Below are 25,699 nucleotides of genomic sequence, written 5' to 3' on the forward strand. Positions count from 1 at the left end.
TGATGACGAAGACAAATCCCGCGGCGTATCCGACGACCGAAGCCGCACTGCGCGTGCAGCTCGCGGCGTGCTACCGGCTGGTGGCGCACTTCGGCATGGACGACCTCATCTACAACCACATCTCGGCGCGCGTGCCGGGGCCGGCGCACCACTTCCTCATCAATCCCTACGGACTGCTGTTCTCGGAAGTGACCGCCTCCTCGCTGGTGAAGATCGATCTCGACGGCAACAAGGTGGACGATACCGATGCAGAGGTCAACCAGGCCGGCTTCGTGATCCACAGCGCCATCCACGCGGGACGGCCCGACGCGCTGTGCGTGCTGCACACCCACTCCGACGCCGGCACCGCGATCGCGGCGATGCCCAACGGCCTGGCGCCGCTGAGCCAGTTCGCGATGCGCTACCAGGGCCACACGGCCTTCCACGACTACGAAGGCGTGGCGCTGGAGACCGGCGAGCGCGAGCGGCTGGTGCGCGACCTGGGCCCGCACCACACGCTGGTGCTGCGCAACCACGGCATCCTGACGGTGGGCCGCACGATCCCGGAGGCCTTCATCCTCATGTACTACTTCGAGAAGGCCGCCAAGGTGCAGCTGCTGGCCCAGGGTGGACTCGCGCCCGGCGAAGCGCTGGTGCTTCCGCAGCCCGAAGTGAGCGCGCTGGCCGCACGCCAGTTCACCGAATTTGCGGGCGACATCCTGCCGCCCGGCACGCGCGAATGGCCTGCGTTCCTTCGCATGCTGGAGCGCACCCAGCCCAACTACAGGCTCTGAGGCCTGTTCCTTCCTTTCTTCAATCCCCGAGACACTTTTCTTCCCATGCAACTCGAGAATCTCACCTCATTCATCGGCACCGAAGTGAAGGGCATCGACCTGCGCGAGCCGGTGGGCGACAGCGACTTTGCCGTGCTGCGCGATGCGCTCAACCAGCGCTCGCTGCTGCTGTTCCGCGGTCAGCGCATCAACGAGGCGCAGCACGTCGCGTTCTCGCGCCGCTTCGGCCCGCTGCTGGGCCATGTGCTCACCCAGTTCCTGAAGAAGGAGCATCCCGAGGTGTACGTGCTGTCCAACGTGTCGGAGAACGGCAAGCCCATCGGCAACCACAAGGAAGGCTGGAACTGGCATTCCGACCTCTCGTACAAGGCCGAGCCCTCGATGGGCGCGCTGCTCTACGCGCTTGAAGTGCCGCCCGTGGAGGGCGACACCTTCTTCGCCTCGATGCACGCCGCCTACGACGCGCTCGACGACGACATGAAGGCGCGCATCCGCCACCTCACTGCCACGCACAGCTACGCCAACTACTACGGCAAGGCCTTTGCAGACCGCAACCCGCTCACGCCCGAGCAGCTTGCCGCCACGCCCGACGTGGTGCATCCGCTGGTGCGCACGCATCCCGAGACGGGCCGCCTGTCGCTCTACGTGGGCGAGGACGTGGTCAAGCAGATCGACGGCTTGCTGCCGGAGGAAAGCGCCGCGCTGCTGGCCGAGCTCAATGCCCACGCCATCTCGCCCGAGTTCAGCTATCGCCACAAGTGGCTCGCCGGCGACCTGCTGATCTGGGACAACCGCTGCACCATGCACCGTGCCACACCCTACGACGACACGGCCTACCGCCGCGTGATGCACCGCACCACCGTGGCCGGCGACCGTCCCTTCTGAAGCCGGCGATGGCAAGCGGTCCGGCGGCCTCTCCCGACGACAACCACAAGAAAGAAGACATGAGAAGCATGGAACCCGACGAATCCGATACCCCCCAGCCCGCGGCGCTGCGCGGCCGCGACCGGCAGCGCGTGAAGGGCGGCGCCACGCTGTCCGACGAGCTCAAGGACACGCTCGAAGACTTGATCGTGAGCGGCGTGCTCAAGCCCGGAACACGGCTCGACGAGGCCGAGCTGTCGGAGCGCTTCAAGGTGTCGCGCACGCCGGTGCGCGAGGCGCTCAAGGCGCTGGCCGCCACTGGCCTGGTAGACCTGCGCAGCCGCCAGGGCGGCGTGTGCGTGGCGCGCATCTCGCTGCCGATGCTGATCGAGATGTTCCAGATGATGGCGGTGATGGAAGGCCTGTGCGCCAAGTTCGCGGCGCGCCGCGCCACCGAGGCGCAGAAGGCGCGCATGGGCGCGCTGCACGACGAGCTCACGAGCATTCTTGCCTCGGGCGACCACTCGCGCTTCTACGACGTGAACCAGGATTTCCACGACGCGCTGTACGAGGCCTCCAACACCCACTACCTGGCCGAGCAGACGCGCGCACTGAGAAAGCGCGTGCGCGTCTACCGGCGCTACGTGACCTTCCAGCCCGGCCGCATGACGGCCACCATCGGCGAGCACGGCGCCATCCTCGACGCGATCCGCCGCAACGACCCGAAGGCCGCTTTCAACGCCGCCATCGATCACGTGAGCCTGCTCGAGGACGACATCGTCGACCTGATCGCGGCGCTGTCCGAGCAGGACGCCGGCGCGAGCTGATCCATTTTCCCAACCAATTTCTCTGATCGCATCCCAGGACCCGAATCCATGAAACTCGAACTCGAAGGCAAGACCGTTCTCATCACCGGCGCCTCCAAGGGCATTGGCCTTGCGGCCGCGCACGCATTCGCCGCCGAAGGCTGCCACCTGCACCTGGCGGCGCGCGACGGCGTCGCACTCGCGGCCGCGAAGGAAGAGATCGAGAAGATCTATCCGATCAACGTGAAGGTCCATCCGATGGATCTGGCGGCGGCCGGCGCCATGAACCTGCTTGCCGAGGCGGCGGGCCACGTCGACATCCTCGTGAACAATGCGGGCGACATTCCCTCGGGCCCGATCGAGTCGCTCGACTTCGCGGCCGTGCGGCGCGGCTTCCAGCTCAAGGTGCTGGGCTACATGGAGCTGAGCCAGATCTACTACGCCCGCATGAAGGCCGCGGGCGGCGGCGTCATCGTCAACGACATCGGCAACTCCGGCGAGAACTGGGACGCCAACTACATCGCCGGCTCCACCGGCAATGCGGCCGTCATGGCCTTCACCCGCGCGCTCGGCGGCGTGAGCCTGGACGACGGCATCCGCGTGGTGGGCGTGAACCCCGGCCCGGTGGCGACCGACCGCATGGTCAAGCTCATGAAGCGCCGCGCGCTCGACACCCACGGAGACGAAGGCCGCTGGGAGGAGCTGTTCGACAACTACCCCGGCGGCCGGCCGGCCACACCCGAGGAGGTCGCGGAACTGATGGTGTTCCTGGCTTCGCCGCGCGCGGGCTACATCACCGGCACGGTGGTGACCATCGACGGCGGCATTGCGGCGCGCGGCTCGATCATCAAGACCAGCAAGAAGGTCATCGAGGCCGAGCAGGCCCGCAGGATCGCGGCATGAATGCGGCGCTGAACCCCGTGGCGGCCGTGCCTTCCGTGACCAGCGACGCCGAAACCCGCAACCAGTACTTCGACCGCCTCTTCACCAACCCGGACCTGATGTGGCTGGGCCAGAACACCAACCACTTTCCGCTGCATCCTGCCGTCCGCAAGGCGCTGCACGACGCCATCGACGACGAGAGCTTTCACGCCTACGCACCGCCGCTGGGCATGGAAGCGCTGCGCGCGGCCATCGTGGCCGACCTGGGCGTGCCGGATCAATCGGCGGTGGTGACCGACGGCGCGGTGTCTGCGCTGGCGCTGGCCTGCCGTGCTTTCTGCAAGGAAGGCAAGGGCTTCGTCACCACCGACCCCGGCTGGAAGTGGCCGCTGCAGTTTGCGGCCAAGGCCGGCTCGGTGGTCACCGAAATTCCGATCTACGGGCCCGAGTACGGCTTCAAGCTCTCGGCCGACGCGCTCGCTGCATCGACCGACGAGAACACCGCGGTGATCTACCTGGTGGATCCGAACAACCCGCTCGGCACCACCTACACCGAAGACGAGATCCGTGCCTTCGCAATGCGTGCCCGAGAAGTCGGTGCCGTGCTGATCCACGACTGCACCTACCGCGACTTCGCCGACAGCCACACGCTGGCTTCGCGCTTCTATCCCGAAGGCACGGTGACCATCGTGAGCTTCTCGAAGTGGCTGGGCCTGGCCGGACTGCGGCTGGGCGCGCTCGTTGCGTCGCCTGAATTGCTCGCGCGCATCCTGCCGCACTCGCAGGCGCCGCTGGGCGCCAGCGTGCTCGCGCAGCGCGCAGCCATCGCAGGCCTTGCCGTGAAGGATCAGTGGATGGCCGAGGTCATTGCGCAGCAGCGCGAGAACCAGCGAATGATCGTCGAGGCCTTCGCAGAACTGCCCGGCTTCGAGGTGCCGGTGTTCCCGTCGCAGGCCAACTTCATCGTGGTCGAGTGCAGCGGCGCAGGCGTGACGCCCGAGGCGCTGGTGACCGCGCTGGGCGAGCACGACATCATGGTGCGCCAAGGCACGTACCACACGCCGCGCTTCGGCCATCGCTTCGTGAAGATCTCGACCACCGTGCCCAAGGCCTGGGCGCAGGCCCTGTGCGACGTGCTGCCGCAAGCCGTGGAGCGTGCGCGCAGCCTGCCCGCCACCGCGGCGCTTTTCTGAGGAACGACCATGAGTTTCGCCACCACCGCGGACGGTATCCGCCTGTACTACGAAACCGCCGGCAGCGGCACGCCCATCGTGTTCGTGCACGAGTTCGGCGGCGACCATCGCAGCTGGGAGCCGCAGATGCGCTACTTTGCGCGCCGCCACCAATGCGTGACTTTCGGCGCGCGCGGCTATCCGCCATCGGATGTGCCGAAGGACATGGAACGCTACTCGCAGGCCATTGCCGCGGACGACATCGCCGCCGTGATGGACGCGCTGCAACTGCCGCGCGCGCACATCGTCGGCCTGTCGATGGGCGGCTTCGCGACGCTGCACTTCGGCCTGCGCCACAGCGGGCGCGCGGCTTCGCTGGTGATTGCCGGCGCGGGCTACGGCGCCGAGAAGGAACACGAGGAATATTTCCGAGGCGTCTCGCTGGAGGTGGCGAAGCAGTTCGAACTGCAGGGCGCGGAGCGTTTCGCACGCACCTATTCGCTGGGCGCAAGCCGCGTGCAATTCCAGAACAAGGACCCGCGCGGTTGGCAGGAATTTGCGACCTGGCTCGGCCAGCACGACGCGGTCGGGGCGGCCAACACCATGCGCGGCGTGCAGGCACGGCGTCCGTCGATCTACGACCTGGAGGCCGAACTGCGCGTGATGGGCGCGCCTTCGCTGGTGGTGGTCGGCGACGAGGACGACCATTGCCTGCAGCCCGGCATCTTCCTCAAGAAGACCATTCCGGCCTGCGGCCTGGCCGTGATGCCGAAGACCGGCCACACGCTCAACCTGGAAGAGCCGGCCGCGTTCAATGCCTTGCTGGCGGAGTTCTTCGCGCAGGTCGAGGCCGGCCAGTGGAAGCCGCGCGATCCGCGCGCGCTGCCCAGCCAGATCATGAAGACCGACTGATGGCGCAGGCAATGTCGCAGTGCGCACCGGCCGCGTGCGGCGTCAATGCCGACCGTCTCTGGCACCGGCTCATGGCGCTTGCGCGTTGTGGCGCCACCGCCGGCGGCGGCGTCGATCGGCAGGCGCTCAGCGTGGAAGAGATCGAGTCCTGGCACGTCATGATCGGCTGGGCCGGGGCGGCGGGGCTGGAGCCCGCGACCGATGCGGCGGGCAATCTCTTCATCGCGCTGCCCGGCCTCGATCGAGAGGCACCGCCGGTGCTCGCGGGCAGCCACCTCGACAGCCAGCCCGGCGGCGGCCGCTTCGACGGTGTGTACGGAGTGCTCGCGGCGCTCGAGGTGCTGACCGTGCTCGCGGAGCAGGGCGTGCGCCCGCCGATGGACATCGTCTGCGTGGCATGGATGAACGAAGAGGGCTCGCGATTCGCGCCCGGGATGATGGGCTCCGAAGCTTTCGCCGGCGTCCGCACCCTGGAGGCCGTGCGCGCGGCGCGCGATGCCGATGGCATCCCGGTGGCCGAGGCACTCGATGCCCTGCATGCCGCATTCCCGTCGCTGCGGCGCAGGCCGCTCGGTTTTCCATTGAAGGCCTACGTGGAAGCGCACATCGAACAGGGCCCCATGCTCGAGGCGGAAGGCCGGGTGATCGGCGTCGTCACCGGCATCCAGGGCAAGAAGACATTCGACGTCGTGATCGATGGCGAAAGAGGCCATGCCGGCACGCTCGACATGGCCGGCCGGCGCGACGCGCTCGCCGCCTTCGCGCGCATCGCGGCGGCGCTGTACAGCGAGGTCGGCGGCCATGACGACGCGGTGAAGTTCACCATCGGGCGGCTCCAGGTCGAGCCGAATGCGCCCTCGGTGGTGCCCGAGCGCGTCACGCTGCGCATCGATCTGCGCCATCCCGACAACGAGGTGCTCGACCTGCTGGGCCAACGGCTGGTTGCACTGTGCGGCATGCATGCCGCGCCTTGCAAGGCCACTGCGACCCGGCTGGTCGATGCGCCATCCAACGGTTTCGATCCCGCGCTGCAGGCGGCCATTGCTGCCGCGGCGGAGCAGCTGGGCGAGCCACACATGCCCATTCTTTCCGCCGCGGGCCACGACGCGCGCCACGTGGCGGCGCTGTGCCCGAGCGCGATGATCTTCATTCCCTGCCGCGGCGGCGTGAGCCATGCGGAGCACGAGTGGGCCGAGCCGGCGCATGTGGCGGCCGGTGCGGACGTGCTGCTGCGCGTGTTGCTGCCTTATGCGGCTCGGGAGGAGGGCGCTTGAAGACGAACGAGCCGGTCACCGACATGGCGGACCTGCCGGCGCAGCGGCCCGCAGTGCCCGCAAACGCGGCGCAGGCCCGCGCGCGTTTCTTCAACTCCGGCAATGCATTCAACGTGAAGCTGCCCGAAGTTCCCGCGCAGCTTTTCATGCCACCGCGCGAAGATGCGTTCGGCGTGTTCGGCTGCGACCAGTCCGATGCGCTGGGCTGCGGATTTGCGGCCACCACGCCGCTCATGCTCGCGCGCTACATGCGCGTTGCGCCCGGCGAGGCGCTGCCGCTCGACGTGCACGCCACCGGCTCGGTCTGGTACGTGATTTCAGGGAACGGCGAGCTTGTCGGCGCAGCCGACGGCTTTGCATTTGGCGCGGGCGACGTCTTCTTGTTGCCCGCGGCACGGGACCACCGGCTCGTCGCCGGTTCCGCGGGCGCTCTCTTGTGGACCGTGGGCAACGAGCCGCAGCTGGCCTTCGACGGATCGCAGCCGCCGGCGGCGTCGAACGCGCTCATCGATGCAGTGCACTATCCCGCCGACGAGATCGAGCGACAGTTTGCGCTGATCTTTTCCATGGCCACGAGCGACGCGACCTCGGGTCGTGCGCTGATTTTTTCGTCCGACCGGCAGGAGCCGGCGCGGAACCTGACGCCCACGCTGACCTTGAGCTTCAACACCCTGGAGCCGTGTACGCATCAACGATCGCACCGCCACAATTCCGCGGCCGTCACGCTGGTGGTGCAGGGCGAGGCATGCCATTCGATGGTTGCCGGAGTGCATTGCCCATGGGCGCCATGGGCGACCCTCGTCACGCCGCCAGGCGCGCCGCACTCGCATCACAACGCGGGCCTGAAGGGTGCACGCTTCCTGATCGTTCAGGACGGCGGGCTGCACCATCACGCGCGGACGATGGGGTTCGAGTTTCTGGAGGCGGTGCTGTAGGCGAACGCGGCCAATACCGGGTCGGAAGATCAACCGGCCGGGTTGTGCTGGGAAGGAAGCACGAAAGCGACCGAAGGCAGTTCGGGAAGTGGCGCGTAGGTCGATCCGAAGTAGCGTGCGGCAGCGCGTCCCAGATTCGTGATCTCGTGCACCGTTGCGAAGGGCGGCATCGCGCCTTGCTGCGGCGAGAACGCCACCTTGATGTATCCGGCATCTCGCAGGTCCTTGAGCTGATCTATTTCAGACGGACTGTAGAACCGCGTTGGCAGCCGCGTCGTCAGGATCTGCTTGAAAAGCGTATGCGCCACGTTACGACTCCCGACCAGAGGTGGATTGGGCGACACAGGCGCGCCTCATCGGCGCGCCGGTCGGGTTCGGAAGATACCTCAGTCGATGCAGCCTATCGATTCCACGTTCGGCATAGGCCTTGGTGTTACCGGCGCGGTCCACGCCACCGAACGTCTGTGTCTGTATTCGCCGCTGCGCTACCCATGACAAAACGCCTAGGCAGAAATGGGTCAAAGCGCCCATGCGCGGTTCAGAACCGATCGCTACCGTGGTGCCGTGTCCACTTCGACATGAACGCCAAACCTGGGAGCCAGCCAATGAAGAATCGCATGAGTCCACATGCCGCTCTGACGGCTCACCTGATTCGCCGCGTCGCGCGCACCGCCGCCGTGTTGACCGTCCTCCTGTCCTCAGCCTTGGCAGGGGCGCAAACAGGCAGCAGCCAGAAGGCGAACAAGGGCGAGATTCAGCGCGGCCGCTACCTGGTGATGATCGCGGGCTGCAACGATTGCCACACGCCCGGTTACGCCACAAAGAACGGTGAGGTCGATGAGAAGCTGTGGTTGACTGGCGATGCCCTGGGCTGGTCTGGCCCGTGGGGCACTACATATCCGGTCAATCTGCGCTTGCTCATGGCTGACATGAGCAAGCAGCAATGGGTGAAGCATGCACGCACCATGACACCGCGCCCGCCCATGCCATGGTTCAACGTGCGCCCGATGACCGACGCGGACTTGAAGGCCATCTACGCCTACACCCGCTCGCTCGGCCGCGGCGGTGACCCGGCGCCCGCTTTTGTTCCGCCGGGTACCAAGCCTGGCGGCCCGGTGGTGCAGTTTCCCGGATGATCCCGGAGGGGATCGAATATTCGGCGAGAGACCGCATGGGCGCTCGCTTCTGGCGGTTCTGATGGCACTGGGTGCCTACAAAAATACCGACAAAATCTGAGGCCTGTCGTCATGTCGCACGTTTGCCACGCGCAACCGCTGGTCCAGGAATTGTGCGAGGGAATAGCGAGTCCTCGTTCCGATCATGTCTGGTTTCTCGGACGGCTCGGCATGGGGCCGGGAACAGTCAAGAGCGCCATGATAACGCCAGTTTGCACGATAACAGTGAATGTGTTATCGTGCGGAACTAAAGTTATTCAGGATGAGCCTTGCCAACCCTCGCGACCGCCGTTCTGCGCTACCTCCATGAGGTCCTGGGCATTGAAGCGCCAGCCGTGAAGCCGTGGGCGCGTGCCAACGAACTGCCGTACTTCCTTCGCGATGCCTTCCAGTTCAGCGAGCTCGAACTGCTGGGGCAGCCCATTGTCCTGGCGATAGGGCGCGCGGAGGCTAAGCAGTCCCTCAGCGAAGTCCGGACCTGGCTGGACAAGGTTCAGGCCCTGGCCGGTCAGCCGGCGGTCTACGTCACCGATGCACTGGCCTCCTACGACCGTCGACGCTTGATCGAGCAAAAAGTCCCGTTTATCGTGCCGGGCAACCAACTCTATCTGCCGGACCTGGGGCTGGACCTGCGCGAGTATTTTCGGCAGCGCGCGCCGGCCACGGAAGTGCTGAGCCCTTCCGCGCAAGCCATGCTGATCACCGCCTTGCTGCGCCAGCCGTGGCAATCCGATTGGCAGCCCTCCAAGGTCGCAGTCGCCTTGGGCTACACGCCCATGACACTGTCACGCGCAGTCAAGGAACTGACTGCGGCCGGGCTGGCTACGGCATACACAACCGGCCGCTCGCGCTGGCTGCGAATGGAACTCCCGCCGGAGCAGGTCTGGGAGCGTGCGAAGCCCGCACTGCGGACGCCGGTCAGGCGTACGGTCTGGGTGGCCGCCCATGGCATCGTTGCACACCGGCCCAGCCGCCTCGCGGGTCTGAGCGCGCTCGCGCGCTATTCCATGCTGACCGAGCCGAAATGGCCGGTGTTTGCGTTGACCGCCGCTGACTGGAAGGCTGCGACGGATGCCGGCGTTCGCGAGCTGCCTGAACCTGAAGCGAGCGCCCAGGAATGGCAGCTGTGGAGTTACAGCCCGGCGTTGGTGCCAGACGCCACCACGGTGGACCCGCTCTCGCTGACGCTCAGCCTGCAGGAGAACGCCGACGACCGAATCCAGCTCGCACTGGATGAACTGAAAGGACAACTTCCATGGTGAGAGGCTTGGACATTTTCCGGGAGCGGTTTGCGGCATACGTCGACCAGTACGTCCTGATTGGCGGCACGGCCGCGACCTTGACGATGGAGGAGGCCGGGCTGGAATTCCGCGCCACCAAAGACCTGGACATCGTCCTGCATGTGGAGGCGCTGACCCCGGCATTTGGCGAGGCCTTCTGGAAATTCGTCGGGGACGGTGGCTATGAAATCCGCCAGGCCAGCGACACCGGAAAACCAATCTTCTATCGGTTCCAGAAGCCCGCTGATGCTCGCTACCCGGCGATGGTCGAGCTGTTCGCGAGAGCCCCCGACGGATTGCAACCGGCTGATGGCAGTCAGCTGACACCGATACCACTCGACGAAGCCGTCTCCAGCTTGTCTGCCATCTTGCTGGACGAGATCTACTACGCATTCATCATGGCTGGGCGCCGCGAAGTCGATGGCCTGCCCTGGGTCGGCGAAGACCGCCTGATCCCGCTCAAGGCCGTCGCGTGGCTGGAACTCACGGCGCGAAAAGAGCAGGGCGCCAAGGTGGACGCCAAGGACGTGCGCAAGCACCTCAACGATGTTCTGCGCCTTTCACAACTGCTCGCGCCCGCCACACGCATCGCGGTCGATGAAAAGATCAGCGCCGACATGACGCGATTCCTTGCTGCCGTTGCTGCGGACACGTCCATCGACCCGAAAACGCTGCAGCTCGGCAACGTCGCCGTCGCCGAATTGGTAGCCCGTATCGCCCAAGCATACGAAATTGAACTGCCTGCGCAGGCGGCGGGATGACGGACGAGAAGTCAAGCGGAGCGGGTCGGTGGGCAGCTCTAGTCTCAATACTGTTCAGATACGGAGCACGCGCAACGCCGGCGTCGGCTCATGCCTGCGGTGGAGCTCGGCGCCGCGACGGCGCACTTTGAAGTTGCTCATCTTGCGCTTGACCCCTCGCGGGTTGTAGCGCCCGCGGCTGCTCACGCAGCGGCCGCGGGCGATCTCGGCGAGCAGCGCGTCGCGCCAACTTTCGAGGCGCTCAGGGGGGAACGGCCGCTGCTTGCGGCAATTTTCGCTTGATCACGCGTACGGCGTGCATGAAGCTCAAGCGGTCCGGATCGAGCTCCTGCTGCCAAGCCGCTTGCGCCATGAGCTGGCGCACGGCGAAGTGCGCCAGCAGCAGCCCCCAAAGCTCCTGCTGCACCAGGTCCGGTGTCTTGCTGCGCAGCACCGTGCTGGCGCCCCGCAAGTGCGTCTTGAACTCATCGAACACACCCTCGATTTCCCAGCGCTCGTGGTACAGCGCTGCCAGCTCCAGGCCCGGTGCTCGATCGGCGTTGAGCAGGGTGGTGATCAATCGGTAGCTGTCTTTGGTGGGGGTGGCCGAGTTCTGCAGCGCGTACTCAATGACGCGCACGGTCGTGCCGTGACGCCGAGCGCTGTCGGCACTGTCGTAGACGGTGCTCAGGTACGAACCGTCGGCCAGCACCTGCTGTGCTGGCAGCTTGATCGTGGCGCTCACGCGCCACAGCAGTGCAGCCCCGCTGCCCGCGGCCAATTGCCACAGCTTGAAACTGTAAAAGCCCCGATCCGCCAGCAGCAGCATGTCCTTGTGCAACCAGTCGGGCAGCACCTCGGCGGCCATCGCTTTCTCGCTGCGCGCGTACGAGGCGATGTCCGCCGCCACGACGGCGTGCGTGCCGCATTCGACCAGCCCGAGCACGCGCGCTTGCGGGAAAGCGCTTTGCCCACGCACGGCCGTGGGGTAGCCGAAGAACTGCGCATTGGCCTGCTCGTCGGCCACGTCCAGGCAACTGCCGTCCAGCGCCATCACGCGCTGCTCGCGATACCACGCCCCAGGTGCGCCGGGCGCGGCCAGCGGGCGCAGCACGCGCTGCGCCAGGCGACGCATCACTTCGGGTCCCAGGCGGGTGCGCGCCTGCGAGATCGCGGACTTGCTGGCCTGCACGGCCTCGGCCTGCCCGCCGCCCAGCCAGTGCAGACCCTCGCACACCACGCGCAGCACTTCCTCCAGCGGCGCCTCGCGCCACAGAGCCAGCGCCATCACGTAGTACACCACCGCCGCAGCCGGCAGCAGCCGCTCGCGCTGGCTGGCCTTGCCCGTCTCGGCCAGCACCTCGTCGATCAGCGGGCGCGGACACACCGCCGCAAGTACCCCGGCGCTGATCAGGTGCGCCGTGTCAACTCGAGCCGGTAGCGCCTTCCTTGTTCGTGCCATCGATTCCGTCCGTAGTGGAGACGGGATCGGATTGTCGCACAGAATTGTTTATCTAAACAGTATTGGCTCTAGTCTGACCGGAACTCACAAAGAAACTGAGGAGGAGACATGGCTTTGTTCAAGGCTTGGTGCGCTGGCACCGAGGACAAAAGCAAGAAGAAGACATTCCGAACGTACTTGGAAAAAGGTGGCGGCCGTGCAGCCGTTCTTACGCAGCTGGGCGAAGCCGTCAGGACGCACTACGACCAGGCTGACCGGATCGCTGGCGATGTCGCCCGCCCTCGGATACGACGGCGCCTCCGAAATCTGAGGGCACTGCTGCCTCAGTCGAAGCGCGCGCGCTCCGGTGATCTCGGCGAAATCCTGGCCTCTGAACTGGTTGAGGAGGGCATGGGCTTTCGTGTTTCCGTTCGGCGGATGCGATTCAAAGATGACGGCGAGACCGCCCATCGCGTTGCCGGGCCCATGCCGTGGCCAGGTTGCCCAGGACGGGACAGAAAGACAGACAGCAGTGGAGGATTTCGTCGGGCGGGGAGGGGGCAGGATATTATTTGTATCGATCAATGACTCGATCGAGCTTCGATATTCGGGAGCACGACATCAATGGTGCTTCTCGAAACCTTTAAGTTGTTTGAAAGATATGGGCTTCTTGTGGCAGCAAGACTCTTCCAAAAGTGATCGGCGAAGAATGCAGCGCTTCTTTCTGACGACATGCTTGACGGCAACCCGGCGTTGCTGGCTTGACGCCGATTTTTACCGCCATTTGCTTGTGCAGAACGAGGCCGCGTGCTGGCGCTGGAGGATGCCGCCAAGGAACTGCTGAAGCCGGAGAATGCGTGAGCATGGGTACGAGGAAAGCGCTGAGTTGGAGCGACGTCAAGGACAAGCTTGCCGACTTCGACCGCCCGGGCTTGATCGGCCTGGTGCAGGACCTCTACGCCGCCAGCAAGGATAACCAAGCCTTCCTGCACGCGCGCTTCGGGCTCGGCGACGATGTGCTGAAACCGTACAAGGCAACCATCGACCGCTGGCTGTGGCCCGACGTGTTTAAGAACCAGGACACCTCGGTCACGAAGGCCAAGAGGGCCATCGCGGATTACAAGAAGGCCGTCGACCAGCCGGAGAGCCTGGCCGAGCTGATGGTGTTCTTCTGCGAGCGGGCGGTGGGCTTCAGCAACGATCTCGGCGTGCAGGACGAAGGCTACTTCAACGCCCTGGTGCGGATGTTCGGGCAGGCGTTGAAAGTCATGGACGCTTTGCCCGAAGGACGCAGGTCCGCATTGTTGGCTCGCCTGGACGCTGTCCGACGCCTCGGCCACAACCTGGGATACGGCGTTGGCGACAACATGGACGACCTGTTGGCCGAGCGTGGATTCGATGGCGGACCGCGATGAACTCACCAAGCTGCGCGCGGAGAACAGCCGGCTGATCGCGCTGCTCGAATCGCACGGCATCGAATGGCGGACGCGGCAGCAGCCGTCCCCATCGCCCGTCGAGCCATCGAGACTGTCCACTGACGAGAAGGTCGCTATCTTCCGACGGCTCTTCCGCGGTCGTACCGATGTGTTTCCCGTCCGATGGGAGAGCAAGACCACCGGCAAGTCGGGCTACGCGCCGGCTTGCGCGAATGAGTGGCGCACCGGGGTGTGCGAGAAGCCGCGCATCAAGTGCGGAGACTGCGGCAATCGTCTGCTCGTCCCGCTGTCGGACGCGAGGCGCAACCGCAGCTTGTCGGCAGGGCAGAGGGTCTTCTTGCAGGCGGTGTCGGTGAGCATGGGGGAACAATTTCGGCGACTGGAGCGGAAACTGTACCCGTTCCCCCGTTTGTTCCCCCAAATTCGACGAATTTCAGCGGTTCATCGTGGTTGCTCATGGAGCAAAACGCTGGCTTCTACAGAGGGGAAATGGCTGCTTGCGGTTCTTTGTGGAGGAACGTGGAGCAAAGAAATGGCCTGCCCGGAGGGGATCGAACCCCCGACAACCTGCTTAGAAGGCAGGTGCTCTATCCAACTGAGCTACGGGCAGATTCCGGGCCGGACAGAAGAAAACCGGGTTGGCGCGAAAGGGTTTGAACCTTCGACCCTCGGGCCCCCAGGCAGGGAGACATACCAGGCAGATCAACGACTTGGTCGCCTCTGCTTTTGACCGGGAAGGCCGGATTCTACCCACATCCACGTCTGAGGCCCGAGCGCCGGGAGGCGATCAGATCTGCACGAAGTCGCTGACCGGATCGAAGTTCTCGATGGCCCACGCGCGGAGCAACCCAAGCGCCTCGGTTTCCGATTGGCCGAAGGTCTGGTGGTGCGCCAGCGGGGTGGAGTTGACCTCATCCGTGGCACGCGGGGCTCGGCGATTGGGCATCCAGTACAAGGTAGCCGTGTAGGAGACGAGGTCCTGGGTGACCTGGACCAGGCCGGTCTGGTTGCCAATCTTCAGTTCGTAGTAGGGCACGGACAAGCCTGCGTCAGTGAATGTTGAATTTCGACTGTACGCGATGAATCCGCCCCTGGGATCGTTTTCGGCTGAGGAGGCAAGGCTCGCGGCACTATTCGAACCTTATTTCGGCCACCGTCGGGGCATTCGGCTCCCTGGTATTTGCATTCGCGATGGCGCCGTCTTTTCTGAACCAGTAACGGCAGCCGGTTCTCAAGGCCATCGTCACGCACATCAAGCCATCGGCATCGAGGAACCATGTGCCGGACGCTCTGCCGGGGCCGCTTTGGTTGACAAAGTCCACGCGGCCGTCCGCATGGAATTGCCAGCGCGAAACCATTCCGGTCGCAAGATTGCTTGAAACGATGGCCCTGCCAATCAAGGTCTTCTCGATTTCAGCCTTGCCGAGAAATACCCGATCATCGGCTGACAGCCGCTCCTCGGAAACGGCGGGCATGGCCGCGGCGCACAACAACACGCAGATGATGTGACGGGTGGGCATGATGGGCCCCTTCATGACGTTGCCGGAACGCGCCGCCGTGCGGCCAGTGATCCATCGTTGTTACGAGAAAATAACAAAAAAGTATTACTTTCCCGTGTCCCGAATTTCTTTCCGGGCCCGCCTGCGGGGACCGGTTCTCCGATGCCAATTGCCCAGAAACACCAAACGACACGATCTGTGCTCCGATGGATCACTCGGCAAGTGCCGAGGAGTGGCATGGATCAGGAGTCGGAAGCGAGTTGACGAGACGCTAACGACGGTGCCGGATCACTATGCCCGCACGGTCGATGGCGCATGTACTGCACTTGTAAGTGGCTACCGTCTTTGGAAATCCGGAGCCCAAAACAAAATGCCTGCAACGACGTCAGTCATTGCAGGCATTCAATTTTCTTTGGTCGGGGCGAAAGGATTCGAACCTTCGACCCTCTGGTCCCAAACCAGATGCGCTACCAGGCTGCGCTACACCCCGACAAGCCTTCTATTCTAGCCCGAATAACTGGGTGCTCAGCGCTTCTCGTATTGGGTCTTGCCGAAAAGGATCTCGCGCTCCTTGTCGCCGGTGATCGGCTGGCGCAGGTCGGCCAGCACTTTCACGCCGCGCTGAACCGCGGGGCGTGCGGCGATGCCGTCGAACCAGGCTTTCAGGTGCGGGTAGTCGGTGAGCGTGATGCCCTGGTTTTCCCAGCTGCGCAGCCACGGAAAGATCGCGATGTCGGCAATCGAATAGGTCTTGCCGGCAATGAATTTGTTTTTCGACAACTGCTTGTCGATCACGCCGTAGAGGCGCTTGGCTTCGTTGCTGTAGCGCTCGATGGCGTAGCTGATTTTTTCAGGGGCATAGATGCGGAAGTGATGGGCCTGGCCGAGCATGGGGCCGACACCGCCCATCTGGAACATGAGCCACTGCAGAACGTCGTAGCGTTCGCGGTCGGTCCCGGGCAGCAGCTTGCCGGTCTTGCCTGCCAGGTAGACGAGGATGGCGCCCGATTCGAAGAGCGAGATCGGCTTGCCGTCCGGACCGTCCGGGTCGGTGATGGCGGGAATCTTGTTGTTGGAGCTGATCTGCAGGAACTCGGGCGCGAACTGGTCGCCCTTGCCGATGTTGATCGGACGGGCGTTGTACGGCAGGCCGCACTCCTCCAGCATGATGTGAATCTTGTGGCCGTTGGGCGTGGGCCAGGAATAGACCTCGATGGGCGATGCAGGCATGTCGCGGGCTCCGATGTTGGGGGTTGTGATGCGAGGGAGGCAGCATATACGCGGCCATCCGGACGCGTGCAGCGCCGGGAATTACGCACGCTCGCTGCCTTGCGGCAGCACGCTCACGCAACGGCCGAGGTGGACGACAGGTGCTGGTGGATCAGCGCGACCACGGCAGCGCCTTCGCCGATGGCACCGCCCACGCGCTTGACCGAACCCGAGCGCACGTCGCCCACGGCAAAGACGCCCTGCACGCTGGATTCCAGCGCAGTGGCTGGCCGCGCCGGAAAGCCGCTGCTGGCCGCATCGCCCGTCCGCACGAAACCATGCTTGTCGACCGAGACGCCGCAGCCCTCGAGCCAGCTGGTCTCGGGCTCGGCGCCAACGAAGAGGAAGATGTTGCGTGCGGCGCAGTCGTGTTCGTTGCCCGTGGTCTGGCAGCGCCACCTTGCACCCGTCAGTCCTTCGCCGGAATCGCCGTTGAGCTTCACCAACTGCGTATGGGGGTGCAGTTCGATGTTGGGCGTGGCCTCGATGCGGTCGATCAGGTAGCGCGACATGCTGGCTGCCAGCGACGGGCCGCGCACCAGCACGTTGACCTTGGCCGCATGGCGCGACAGGAACACCGCGGCTTGGCCTGCCGAGTTGCCGCCGCCGACGAGCGCAACCTCCTGCTGCGCGCAGAGCTTGGCCTCGATGGCCGATGCCCAGTACCAGATGCCGCGGCCCTCGAACTCGGACAGCCTCGGCACGTCGGGCCGCCGGTAGCGTGCGCCGCTTGCAATCACCACCGTGCGTGCATTGATGGCGCGGCCGTCGGCAAGGGCGATGCGCAGGCTGCCCATGGGGTTGTCGCGCGTGCAGTCCAGCGACGTGACCTTGGCCGGAATCAGCATTTCCACGCCGAACTTCTGGGCCTGCACGAAGGCCCGGCCCGCAAGCGCCTGCCCCGAGATGCCGGTGGGAAAACCGAGGTAGTTCTCGATGCGCGCACTCGCGCCGGCCTGCCCGCCAAACGCGCGGCAGTCGAGCACGATCACGCGCAGGCCCTCGGAGGCCGCATACACCGCGGTCGCGAGGCCGGCAGGGCCGGCGCCGACCACCGCCACGTCGAACAGTTCGTTGTGCTCCGCGGTGTCGACCATGCCCAGGCAGCGGGCCAGCGCATCTTCGGCGGGGTTGACCAGCACCGAGCCGTCGGGGCACACGGCAAGCAGCTTGCAGGTGCCGTACTGCTCGAGCAGCGCGGCGGCGCCGGGATCTTCGGCCGCATCGACCAGGTGGTAGGGATGCCCGTTGCGGCGCAGGAAGTTCTCCAGCCGCGCCATGTCCGGCGCCTCTGGCCGGCCGATCAGCACCGGCCCGCTGGCCCCGGATTCGATCAGCGCCACGCGCCGCAGGATCAATGCGCGGGTGATGCGCTCGCCAAGGTCGGCTTCCGCCACCAGAAGCGCGCGCAATTGCGCGGGCGGCACGATCAGCGCTTCCACTTCTTCCTCGGCATGGCCGTCGACGAGGGCAGGGCGGCCGCTCAACTGGCCCACTTCGGCAAGGAACTCGCCCGGGCCCTGGCGCACGATGGGCACCACGTGCCCGAGGCCGTCGCGCTGCGTGACCGCCACCACGCCCTTGAGCAGAACGAACATGCCGGGGCTTGTTTCGCCTGCGGTGAACAGCCTCTCCCCGCGTTCGAAGCGCTGTACCGTTCCGAAATGCGCGATGCGCGCGATTTCCGTATCGCTCAGGACGGGAAAGGTCTGGTGAAGGCGGTTGTCGAAATTGCTGCTTGCGGCTGTGGCCATTTGAGAAAGCTCCATGTCGCGGACCCATCGCATTAGACATCCAGGCGGGCCCAAAACAAGCGGTAACACCGTCATGCAAATGCAATGCCGCTGACATACCGGTTTCACCGCGGGTGCAGAGACTCCCTCAGCAGAAAGGGTCTCCATGAAAGAACTGCCCAACCCGACGTTTCCGCTGTCGCAGATCGGACTGCGCGCCGCCCTGTGGCCCACCCCTGCAACCGCGCCCGCGTCGGTGCCAGAGGCACCCGCTGCCGTGCTGGTGCCGCCGGTCGTCGATGCCAGGCAAGGCATCACCGTGAGCTGGGCGCGCCACCTGGACGACGTGCGCGCCGCGCAGCGCTTGCGCCACGAGGTGTTCGTCGGCGAAATGGGCGCCCGCGTGAGCACGCCGCTGGCAGGCCACGACATCGACCTGTTCGACGACTTCTGCGAGCACCTGCTGGTGCGCGAGGAACTGACCCAGCAGGTGATCGGTACGTACCGCGTGCTCACGCCGGCCCAGGCCCGGCGTGTGGGCAGCACCTACAGCGACACCGAGTTCGACCTGACCCGGCTGCGCGACCTGCGCGAGCGCATGGTCGAGCTGGGCCGCAGTTGCGTGCATCCCGACCATCGACAGGGCGGCGTGATCCTCGCGCTGTGGGGCGCGCTGGCGGGCTTCATGCATCGCAACAAGCTCGACACCATGATCGGCTGCGCGAGCATTCCCATGTCGCACAACGGCGTGACCAGCGGCGATGCGGCGGCCAGCATCTGGCGTCAGCTGTCGGCCAGTCACATGGCGCCGATCCAATACCAGGTGCAGCCGCGCCTGCCGCTGCCGGTCGAACGGCTCGACGGCGGACTCGACGTGGAGCCGCCCGCGCTCATCAAGGGCTACCTGCGCCTGGGTGCCAAGGTGCTGGGCGCTCCGGCCTGGGACCCGGACTTCAACACGGCGGACCTGCCGATGCTGATGCGCATCGACGACCTGCCGGCGCGCTACCGCAAGCACTTCCTCGGCGCATGAAGCCGGCGGCCGCCCGGCCCGGTGCCGGGCCATTCGCCTCATTGCCCGAGGCGGGGCCGACAAAAGGCGGCCCTCGGGCGTCACAGAGTCGTCATGAAAGCGTCACAAATGAGGGTGACACTGTCATATTTCAGCCTTCATGTGCTCCCGTGCCGCTTGCTCCAGAATCAGTGCCCATGCAACCTGCCCCCGCTGACCGGGCGCTTGCGGCCGCGGCACCCGCGCTGCTCGACCGCGATCACAGCATCCTGTCTTTCAATGAGCGCGTGCTCGACTGGGCCCGCAGGCCCGAAGTGCCGCTGATCGAGCGCCTGCGGTATCTTTGCATCGTTTCGTCGAACCTCGACGAGTTCTTCGAAGTCCGTGCCGCGCCACACCTGATTGCCAGCAGCGCCGGCGAGCAGAAGGGCAGCTACACGATCGAATCGTTCGAGCGGCTGGCCGAGGCCGCCCATACGTTGGTGGCGCGCCAGTACGCGCTGTACAACGACGAGCTGATGCCGACCTTTGCAAAGCACGGCATCCACATCATTTCGCACGGCGAACGCAATCCGGCGCAGCGCAAGTGGGTCAGCGAATATTTCGAGCGCGAAGTGCGCCCGCTGCTGATTCCGGTCGGGCTGGACCCGGCGCACCCGTTTCCGCAGGTGGCCAACAAGTCGCTCAACTTCATCGTGCGGCTCGGTGGCAAGGATGCCTTCGGGCGCGAGAACCCGATCCAGATCGTGAAGGTGCCGCGCGTGCTGCCGCGCGTGATCCGCATGCCGGCCAAGGTGTCCGACGGCAAGACGCTGTTCGTTGCGCTTTCGAGCGTGGTGCGGGCGCATCTGCCCGGCATGTTCCCCGGGCGGGAGGTGGGCGATTTCTCGCAGTTCCGCGTCACGCGACATTCCGATCTGGCGGTCGACGAGGAAGACGTCAAGAACTTGCGCACCGCATTGCGCCAGGGGCTGCAGCACCGGCACTACGGACAGGCCGTGCGGCTCGAGGTTTCGGCCAGCTGCGCCGAGTCGCTCGCAAGCTTCCTGCTGGCGCAATTCAATCTGCCCGCGCAGGCGCTCTACCGCGTGCACGGCCCCGTCAACCTGGCCCGCCTGACCCAGCTGATCGATCTGCTGGAGGAGCCGCAGCTGCTTTTTCCGCCGTACGCTGCCTCTTATCCCGTCACGCTGTCGCCGGCGCAGTCGTTTTTCGAGCGGCTGCAGTTCGGCGACGTGCTGATCCACCAGCCCTTCGAGAGCTTCGACGGCGTGCTCGCGTTCCTGCGCGAGGCCGTGCTGGACCCGCAGGTGCTGGCCATCAAGCAGACCATCTACCGCACCGGCACCGATTCGGAGTTGATGGACCTGCTGCGCGAAGCGGTGCGCCGCGGCAAGGAAGTGACGGTGGTTGTGGAGCTCAAGGCCCGCTTCGACGAAGAGGCCAACATCAACTGGGCCGAAATGCTCGAGTCGATCGGCGCGCAGGTGGTGTATGGCGTGGTGGGCCTGAAGACGCACGCCAAGATGCTGCTGGTGACACGCCGCGAGGGCAAGCAGATGCGCCGCTACGGCCATCTCTCCACCGGCAACTACAACCCGCGTACCGCCAGGCTCTACACGGACATCAGCCACCTGACGGCCGACCCGCTGCTGACGGCCGACATGGAGGCGGTGTTCGTGCATCTGGCAAGCCAGAGCCGGCTGCCCAAGCTCAATCGCATGTGGCTGGCGCCGTTCGACCTGCACAAGAACCTCATCGCGCAGATCGACGCGCTGAGCCTGGCCGCTGCCACCGGCGTGCCCGCGCGCATCGTTGCCAAGATGAATGCGCTGACCGACGAACAGCTGGTCGCCGCGCTCATGCGCGCGGGCCAGAACGGCGTGAAGATCGACCTCATCGTGCGCGGCGCATGCACGCTGCCCGCGCAGGTGCCGGGCCTGACGGACCACATCCGCGTGCGGTCGGTGATCGGGCGCTTTCTCGAACACTCGCGTGTCTTCTACTTTCGCAATGGCGAGGAAGAGTCGCTCTACCTGTCGAGCGCCGACTGGATGAACCGCAACATGATGCGGCGCATCGAGCTGGCCTGGCCGGTGACTGACCCCAGCCTTCGCCAGCGCCTGATCGACGAATGCCTGGTCGCCTACCTGCACGACGGCCGCGACGCCTGGGACCTGGGCGGCGACGGCATCTACACGCGCGTCGACCATGACACCCACTCCGGCGACGCGGGCGCGTCACCCGTCGTCGAGTCGCACGGCGCGCAGGCCGCACTCATGAACCGATATGCATCGCGAGGCCATCACCCCGATGCATCCAGCAACTGACGATCGAAAGACGATAACCATGGACTTGATCTTCTGGCGCCATGCCGAAGCCGAGGACTGGACCGAAGGCTGCGACGACCTGCAGCGTTCTCTCACTGCGCGCGGCGAGAAGCAGGCCAAGCGCATGGCAAGCTGGCTCGACCGGCAACTGCCGGACGGCACGCGCATCATCTGCAGCCCCGCGCGGCGCTGCGAGCAGACCGCGCTCGCGCTCGGCCGCAAATACAAGCTGCGCGCCGAACTCGCACCCGACACCACGGCCGAAGCGATGCTGGCCGCGGCCGGCTGGCCGAATGGCAAGTCGGTGGTGCTGATGGTCGGGCACCAGCCTTCGGTAGGGCAGGCGATTTCGCTCCTTCTTGGCCTGAAGCAGGACAGCTGTCCGGTGCGCAAGGGTTCGCTCTGGTGGATCCGCACGCGCGAACGCGATGGCGACGTGCAGACCGTGGTGGTCACGGTGCAGTCGCCCGAGCTTCTTTGAAGCGCGATCCGGGTTGAAAATTTGCCCGGATTTGTAAACTAATTGACGTAAACCGAGGGGCGCGGCTGCGATATGTAGGCACAATGGCTGCGCCAGATGCATTTGGTCACAAATGCATTGATAACTTACAACCACAAGGCGATTGCACAGCAAGTTGCCTTGTGTGCCGCGGAATTCCGGGCGACGGGTGTCGGGTGCTGTTGCCGCCGTCTTCACCGCGGATGCCCCATGAAAACGCTTGTTTCCCTGCTGGCTGCTGCAGCCCTTCTGGCTGGATGCGCCACGAACACGCCCGAGCCTGCGCCGCAGGTTCGCCACGACGCCACCCGGTCGATCACGAAGATCGAACTCGTCTACAACGCGCAGGACCAGCTGTCCGTGATGGATGGCGGCGGCTCCGCCATCGTGGGCTGGGCCGGGGTTTTCGGACCTGTAGGCACGCTGGTGGCCCTTGGCGTCGAGGTCGGCACCCGGGTGACGATGGCCAGCCGCATCGAGCGGCGCAGCAAGGAGTTCACGGCCGCCGTGAAAAACAGCGGGGCGATGCCGCTCAACAGGCAATTCGCGGAGCAACTGGCGGCGCGCCTGCGGACCAGCGGCCGCGAAGTGAAGCTGACACCCGCTGCGCGCGTTGACGGCGAGCTCGCCCGGATGCAGGTACCTGGATTTCAGTCCACCCCCGGCTACAGCACATTGATCGTGCGGGTCACCACGACCTACGGAGCGCCCGACATGACATCGAGCTTCAGGCCCTTCGTGGCGATCGAGCAGTCGCTCCGGGACGAGCAGCAGGCCGTTCTCCACCAGACCACCCATACCTCCGACCTGGAGGAGCCGGCCTACCTGGCATACGACGGCCTGCTGCAGGACACGGCGAAGGCCCAGGACGGCCTGCGGCAAGGGCTTTTCCGGATCGTCCAGCCGGCCTATGCCGGCATGTTCGGTGAAGACGCGCCGTCCCGCCTGGCCGGTGCGGAAACCACCCGGACCGCCGGCCTCGACGCGAAGTGAAGCGGCTCGGATAGCCGCACCCGACACTTTCGGGCAGGCGCTTTGTCATGGCCGCGGGCAGAGGCGGCGGGGCGCTTGTCTCCCTGGAGAAAGTGCGCACCGCTCATGTGCGCTGGCGGCTCGATTCCTACAGTGACTCCACGGCAAGACGCCTTGGCCCGATGAGGGAAAAGAAGCGGTGCCGATCGGCCACATCACTGGGGAACACGCATGAAACTTCTCAACCCGCTGCCAAGAAGCGTCGTGAACCTGCTGCGCGAAGACGCGCGCACGTCGTTGACAAAGCTGACTCCCCTGTTTGTCGCTGCAGCCTTTCTGGCAGGGTGCGCGGCAAACACGTCCCAGCCCACGCTGCAGGCCCGCCAGGACGCCACCCGGTCGGCTGCGAAGGTCGAACTCATCTACAACGAGGACGACCAGCTGATCGTCACGGATGGCGGCGGTTCGGGGCTGACAGGCTTCGCCGGGCTGCTTCTGGGGCCCATTGGCGCACTGTTGGCTCTCACCATCGACACCAACAGCCGGATGACGATGGCCGCCCGGACCGACCAGCGCAGCAAGGAGTTCACGGCCGCAGTGAGAAACAGCGGCGCGACCATGGCACTCAACAGGCAGTTCGCGGAGCAGCTGGCGGCGCGCCTGCGGGAGAGCGGCCGCGAAGTGAAGCTGACGCCTTTCATGCGCGCCACCGGAGCGGCTAGCGAGATGAAGGTGCCGGAACTCCAGCCCACGCCCGGCTACAGCACCTTGATCCTGCGGATCACCACGGCGTACGGCGCAGCCGATGCGACCTCGAGCTTCAAGCCCTTCATCTCGGTGGAGCAGCTGCTCAGGGACGAGCGGCAGTCCGTCGTGCACCAGACGGCCCATACCGCCGACGTGAGCGAGCCCACCTATTTCAGCTACGAGGGCCTGCTCAAGGACACCGCGGTGGCTCACAAGGGGCTGAAGCAGGGGCTGGACCGGGTCGTGCAGCCTGCCTACGCCGGCATGTTCGGGGGCGACCAGCCACGCACGGTCTCTGCGGAAACCACCCGGACCGCCGGCCTCGACGCGAAGTGACGCGGCTCAGGCCCCGCTGAGCTCCACGCGCCAGCTGCTGGTCTTCTGCCAGGCCAGCACTTCCTCGCGCAGCAGGTGCGCGGACTGCGGATAGGCCTCGGCCCAGTCGGGCGCGCAGGCGATCGTGAAGGCCCTGGCGCCCAGCGCCGCAAGATGCAGCGCCCGCGGATCGGGATCGCGGCGCGCATGGCACAGGATCACCGCCAGGCGCAGCGACAGCAGCTGCATCACGAAGGTCTCGTCCTCGAGCGCGGCGTCGAGCTTGCGCAGCTTTCCGCGCTGGCCCAGCACCAGCTGGCCGAGCGCGTGCAGTTCGTTGACGGCAAAGCCGGGGGCGTCGGTGTTGTCGAGGATGTAGGCGCCGTGCTTGTGATAGTCGCTGTGCGAGACCAGCGTGCCGATCTCGTGCAGCTGGGCCGCCCAGCCGAGCTTGCGCAGCGCCCGCCCGGCGCGGCTGCCGGGGCTGCCGCCGCGCGCTGCGGGAGTGAGCTGCACGAACAGGGCCGCCGCGGTTTCGCCCACCCGCCTGGCCTGCGTCGCATCAACCGCGAACCGGCTCGCCAGCCGCGCCACGGTGGCCGTGCGCATGTCGGCCACGCTCTCGTCGCGCTCCAGCAGTTCATAGAGCACGCCGTGGCGAAGCGCGCCCTGGGCGACTCTCATTTCCTCGATGTCGAGCAGGTCGAACACCGCGCGCAGCACGCTCACGCCGCCGCCGATGACGGGCTTGCGATCTTCGCGCATGCCGTCGATGCGCAGCTTGTCGGTGCTGCCGGCCTTCAGGAGGCGGTCGACCAGCCAGTCGAGGCCGTCGCGGGTGATGAGCCCCGGCTCGCCGCCCGCCGCGGCCAGCACGTCGCCCACGGCGCCGATGGTGCCGGAGGCGCCGTAGGCCACGTCCCACTGGTCGCGGGTGTAGCTGGACAGCGCGTCGTCGAGCACCGCCTTGGCGGCCACCTCGGCGGCGCGGAACGCGCTCTGGGTAAAGAGGCCTTCCGCAAAATGTTTCATCGACCAAGCGACGCTGCCGACGCGGTACGACTCCATCAGCTCGGCGTCCAGTGCGCGGCCGATGATCATTTCGGTGGAGCGCCCGCCGATGTCGACCACCAGCCGGCGTTCGCGGTCGGAGGCGTCGGTGTGCGGCAGCATGTGCGACACGCCCTGGTAGATGAGGCGGGCTTCTTCCCGGCCCGGGATCACGTCGATGCCAAACCCCAGGATGGTGCGCGCGCGCAGCAGGAACTCTTCGCGGTTGCGTGCCTCGCGCAGTGTCTGGGTGGCGACGGCGCGCACCTGTGAGCGCTTGAAACCGGCCAGCCGTTCGCCGAAACGCGCGAGCGCGTCCCAACCCCGCTGCATGGCCTCGGCCGTGAGGTTGCGGGCGCTGTCGAGGCCGTTGCCCTGGCGCACCGTTTCCTTCAGATACTCGGTGCGGTGGATCTGGCCGTGGTCGACCTGTCCGATTTCCAGCCTGAAGCTGTTCGAGCCGAGATCGACTGCGGCGAGGCGGGTGCCGTTTTGCATGTAGTTGTCGTGAAGAAGGCGGTGTCTTTGATCGTAGCGCCGTGGCGGGCGCGCGGCCTCCCGAATCGCCGGTGGCGAGGCTCGG

The 25,699-nt window shown here is 65.8% G+C and carries 26 protein-coding genes, 2 tRNA genes and 1 pseudogene; 18 read left to right on the plus strand and 11 right to left on the minus strand.

The window, feature by feature from the left end:
- The first annotated feature begins 2 nt into the window (after positions 1-2).
- The 8 genes from VAPA_RS11930 to VAPA_RS11965 are packed head-to-tail and all read left to right on the plus strand — an operon-like array spanning position 3 to position 7,618.
- On the plus strand, positions 3-773 hold the full coding sequence (locus VAPA_RS11930) for a class II aldolase/adducin family protein (protein ID WP_041946426.1): 771 nt from the start codon (positions 3-5) through the stop codon (positions 771-773).
- A 45-nt stretch (positions 774-818) separates the two neighbouring features.
- Positions 819-1,658 (plus strand): TauD/TfdA dioxygenase family protein, encoded by an 840-nt coding sequence (locus VAPA_RS11935; RefSeq protein WP_021007029.1) that lies wholly within the window; start codon positions 819-821, stop codon positions 1,656-1,658.
- Between the two features lie 59 nt (positions 1,659-1,717).
- Positions 1,718-2,464, plus strand: coding sequence for a GntR family transcriptional regulator (locus VAPA_RS11940; RefSeq protein WP_021007030.1), 747 nt, complete (start codon positions 1,718-1,720; stop codon positions 2,462-2,464).
- A gap of 48 nt (positions 2,465-2,512) precedes the next feature.
- Positions 2,513-3,346: an SDR family oxidoreductase gene (locus VAPA_RS11945; RefSeq protein WP_021007031.1), complete on the plus strand. Its 834-nt coding sequence runs from the start codon at positions 2,513-2,515 to the stop codon at positions 3,344-3,346.
- Positions 3,343-4,518 carry a pyridoxal phosphate-dependent aminotransferase gene (locus tag VAPA_RS11950; protein WP_021007032.1) on the plus strand — a complete coding sequence of 392 codons (1,176 nt, stop codon included), beginning with the start codon at positions 3,343-3,345 and terminating at the stop codon, positions 4,516-4,518. Before VAPA_RS11945 ends, VAPA_RS11950 begins: the two co-directional genes overlap by 4 nt.
- Positions 4,519-4,527: 9 nt before the next feature.
- Positions 4,528-5,409: an alpha/beta fold hydrolase gene (locus VAPA_RS11955; RefSeq protein WP_021007033.1), complete on the plus strand. Its 882-nt coding sequence runs from the start codon at positions 4,528-4,530 to the stop codon at positions 5,407-5,409.
- Positions 5,409-6,683, plus strand: coding sequence for a hydantoinase/carbamoylase family amidase (locus tag VAPA_RS11960; RefSeq protein ID WP_021007034.1), 1,275 nt, complete (start codon positions 5,409-5,411; stop codon positions 6,681-6,683). The genes VAPA_RS11955 and VAPA_RS11960 overlap by 1 nt, the downstream gene beginning before the upstream one ends.
- Positions 6,680-7,618, plus strand: coding sequence for a cupin domain-containing protein (locus tag VAPA_RS11965; RefSeq protein ID WP_021007035.1), 939 nt, complete (start codon positions 6,680-6,682; stop codon positions 7,616-7,618). The genes VAPA_RS11960 and VAPA_RS11965 overlap by 4 nt, the downstream gene beginning before the upstream one ends.
- 29 nt (positions 7,619-7,647) lie before the next feature.
- Here the strand turns inward: VAPA_RS11965 and VAPA_RS11970 are convergent, their stop codons facing one another.
- Complete coding sequence (locus VAPA_RS11970; protein ID WP_021007036.1) at positions 7,648-7,926, minus strand: hypothetical protein; 279 nt, start codon at positions 7,924-7,926, stop codon at positions 7,648-7,650.
- Between the two features lie 297 nt (positions 7,927-8,223).
- Between VAPA_RS11970 and VAPA_RS11975 the strand changes: the two genes are divergently transcribed.
- The 3 genes from VAPA_RS11975 to VAPA_RS11985 all read left to right on the plus strand — a co-directional run bounded on the left by VAPA_RS11975 (position 8,224) and on the right by VAPA_RS11985 (position 10,834).
- Positions 8,224-8,754 carry a cytochrome c domain-containing protein gene (locus VAPA_RS11975; protein WP_021007037.1) on the plus strand — a complete coding sequence of 177 codons (531 nt, stop codon included), beginning with the start codon at positions 8,224-8,226 and terminating at the stop codon, positions 8,752-8,754.
- Positions 8,755-9,062: 308 nt separating this feature from the next.
- Positions 9,063-10,055, plus strand: coding sequence for a hypothetical protein (locus VAPA_RS11980; protein ID WP_021007038.1), 993 nt, complete (start codon positions 9,063-9,065; stop codon positions 10,053-10,055).
- A complete protein-coding gene (locus tag VAPA_RS11985) occupies positions 10,049-10,834 on the plus strand; it encodes a hypothetical protein (RefSeq protein WP_021007039.1) in 786 nt (261 codons plus the stop codon). The genes VAPA_RS11980 and VAPA_RS11985 overlap by 7 nt, the downstream gene beginning before the upstream one ends.
- A gap of 241 nt (positions 10,835-11,075) precedes the next feature.
- On the opposite strand, the gene VAPA_RS11990 is transcribed toward VAPA_RS11985, so the two are convergent.
- Together VAPA_RS11990 and VAPA_RS34470 are read right to left on the minus strand one after the other, a co-directional pair.
- Positions 11,076-12,275 (minus strand): IS4 family transposase, encoded by a 1,200-nt coding sequence (locus VAPA_RS11990; protein WP_021005809.1) that lies wholly within the window; start codon positions 12,273-12,275, stop codon positions 11,076-11,078.
- Between the two features lie 84 nt (positions 12,276-12,359).
- Positions 12,360-12,725, minus strand: coding sequence for a hypothetical protein (locus VAPA_RS34470; RefSeq protein WP_155248070.1), 366 nt, complete (start codon positions 12,723-12,725; stop codon positions 12,360-12,362).
- A 392-nt stretch (positions 12,726-13,117) separates the two neighbouring features.
- Between VAPA_RS34470 and VAPA_RS11995 the strand changes: the two genes are divergently transcribed.
- Both VAPA_RS11995 and VAPA_RS35615 read left to right on the plus strand, forming a co-directional pair.
- A complete protein-coding gene (locus tag VAPA_RS11995) occupies positions 13,118-13,669 on the plus strand; it encodes a hypothetical protein (protein WP_021007042.1) in 552 nt (183 codons plus the stop codon).
- A pseudogene (locus VAPA_RS35615) lies at positions 13,653-13,952 on the plus strand (TOTE conflict system archaeo-eukaryotic primase domain-containing protein); the annotation flags it as partial. The gene VAPA_RS11995 and the pseudogene VAPA_RS35615, both read left to right, overlap by 17 nt.
- Here VAPA_RS35615 and VAPA_RS34475 read toward each other — a convergent pair.
- The 7 genes from VAPA_RS34475 to VAPA_RS12025 all read right to left on the minus strand — a co-directional run bounded on the left by VAPA_RS34475 (position 13,883) and on the right by VAPA_RS12025 (position 18,212).
- Positions 13,883-14,050 carry a hypothetical protein gene (locus VAPA_RS34475; RefSeq protein ID WP_021007043.1) on the minus strand — a complete coding sequence of 56 codons (168 nt, stop codon included), beginning with the start codon at positions 14,048-14,050 and terminating at the stop codon, positions 13,883-13,885. The pseudogene VAPA_RS35615 and the gene VAPA_RS34475 sit on opposite strands and share 70 nt — an antisense overlap.
- Before the next feature lie 173 nt (positions 14,051-14,223).
- Positions 14,224-14,300: transfer RNA gene (locus tag VAPA_RS12000), tRNA-Arg, on the minus strand.
- Positions 14,301-14,477: 177 nt separating this feature from the next.
- Positions 14,478-14,726, minus strand: coding sequence for a hypothetical protein (locus VAPA_RS12005; protein WP_155248071.1), 249 nt, complete (start codon positions 14,724-14,726; stop codon positions 14,478-14,480).
- A 94-nt stretch (positions 14,727-14,820) separates the two neighbouring features.
- Entirely contained in the window at positions 14,821-15,210 is a 390-nt protein-coding gene (locus VAPA_RS12010) for a hypothetical protein (protein WP_021007045.1), read from the minus strand.
- Between the two features lie 392 nt (positions 15,211-15,602).
- Positions 15,603-15,679: transfer RNA gene (locus VAPA_RS12015), tRNA-Pro, on the minus strand.
- A 35-nt stretch (positions 15,680-15,714) separates the two neighbouring features.
- A complete protein-coding gene (locus tag VAPA_RS12020; protein ID WP_021007046.1) occupies positions 15,715-16,419 on the minus strand; it encodes a glutathione binding-like protein in 705 nt (234 codons plus the stop codon).
- Positions 16,420-16,532: 113 nt separating this feature from the next.
- Positions 16,533-18,212, minus strand: coding sequence for an FAD-dependent oxidoreductase (locus VAPA_RS12025; RefSeq protein ID WP_021007047.1), 1,680 nt, complete (start codon positions 18,210-18,212; stop codon positions 16,533-16,535).
- Between the two features lie 145 nt (positions 18,213-18,357).
- On the opposite strand from VAPA_RS12025, the gene VAPA_RS12030 reads away from it, so the two are divergent.
- The 5 genes from VAPA_RS12030 to VAPA_RS12050 all read left to right on the plus strand — a co-directional run bounded on the left by VAPA_RS12030 (position 18,358) and on the right by VAPA_RS12050 (position 24,087).
- Positions 18,358-19,224 carry a GNAT family N-acetyltransferase gene (locus VAPA_RS12030; protein WP_021007048.1) on the plus strand — a complete coding sequence of 289 codons (867 nt, stop codon included), beginning with the start codon at positions 18,358-18,360 and terminating at the stop codon, positions 19,222-19,224.
- The gene (gene ppk1 / locus VAPA_RS12035; protein WP_041946097.1) at positions 19,221-21,533 is read left to right on the plus strand and encodes a polyphosphate kinase 1; all 2,313 of its coding nucleotides are present in this window, start codon (positions 19,221-19,223) and stop codon (positions 21,531-21,533) included. The genes VAPA_RS12030 and ppk1 overlap by 4 nt, the downstream gene beginning before the upstream one ends.
- Positions 21,534-21,552: 19 nt before the next feature.
- A complete protein-coding gene (locus VAPA_RS12040) occupies positions 21,553-22,014 on the plus strand; it encodes a SixA phosphatase family protein (protein ID WP_018906136.1) in 462 nt (153 codons plus the stop codon).
- A gap of 228 nt (positions 22,015-22,242) precedes the next feature.
- Entirely contained in the window at positions 22,243-23,025 is a 783-nt protein-coding gene (locus VAPA_RS12045) for a hypothetical protein (RefSeq protein WP_021007050.1), read from the plus strand.
- Between the two features lie 210 nt (positions 23,026-23,235).
- A complete protein-coding gene (locus tag VAPA_RS12050) occupies positions 23,236-24,087 on the plus strand; it encodes a hypothetical protein (protein WP_021007051.1) in 852 nt (283 codons plus the stop codon).
- Between the two features lie 6 nt (positions 24,088-24,093).
- Here VAPA_RS12050 and VAPA_RS12055 read toward each other — a convergent pair whose 3' ends face one another.
- The gene (locus VAPA_RS12055; protein ID WP_021007052.1) at positions 24,094-25,614 is read right to left on the minus strand and encodes a Ppx/GppA phosphatase family protein; all 1,521 of its coding nucleotides are present in this window, start codon (positions 25,612-25,614) and stop codon (positions 24,094-24,096) included.
- Positions 25,615-25,699 lie beyond the last annotated feature (85 nt).

Source organism: Variovorax paradoxus B4, assembly GCF_000463015.1.
In the GTDB taxonomy this organism is placed as follows: Bacteria; Pseudomonadota; Gammaproteobacteria; order Burkholderiales; family Burkholderiaceae_C; genus Variovorax; species Variovorax paradoxus_E.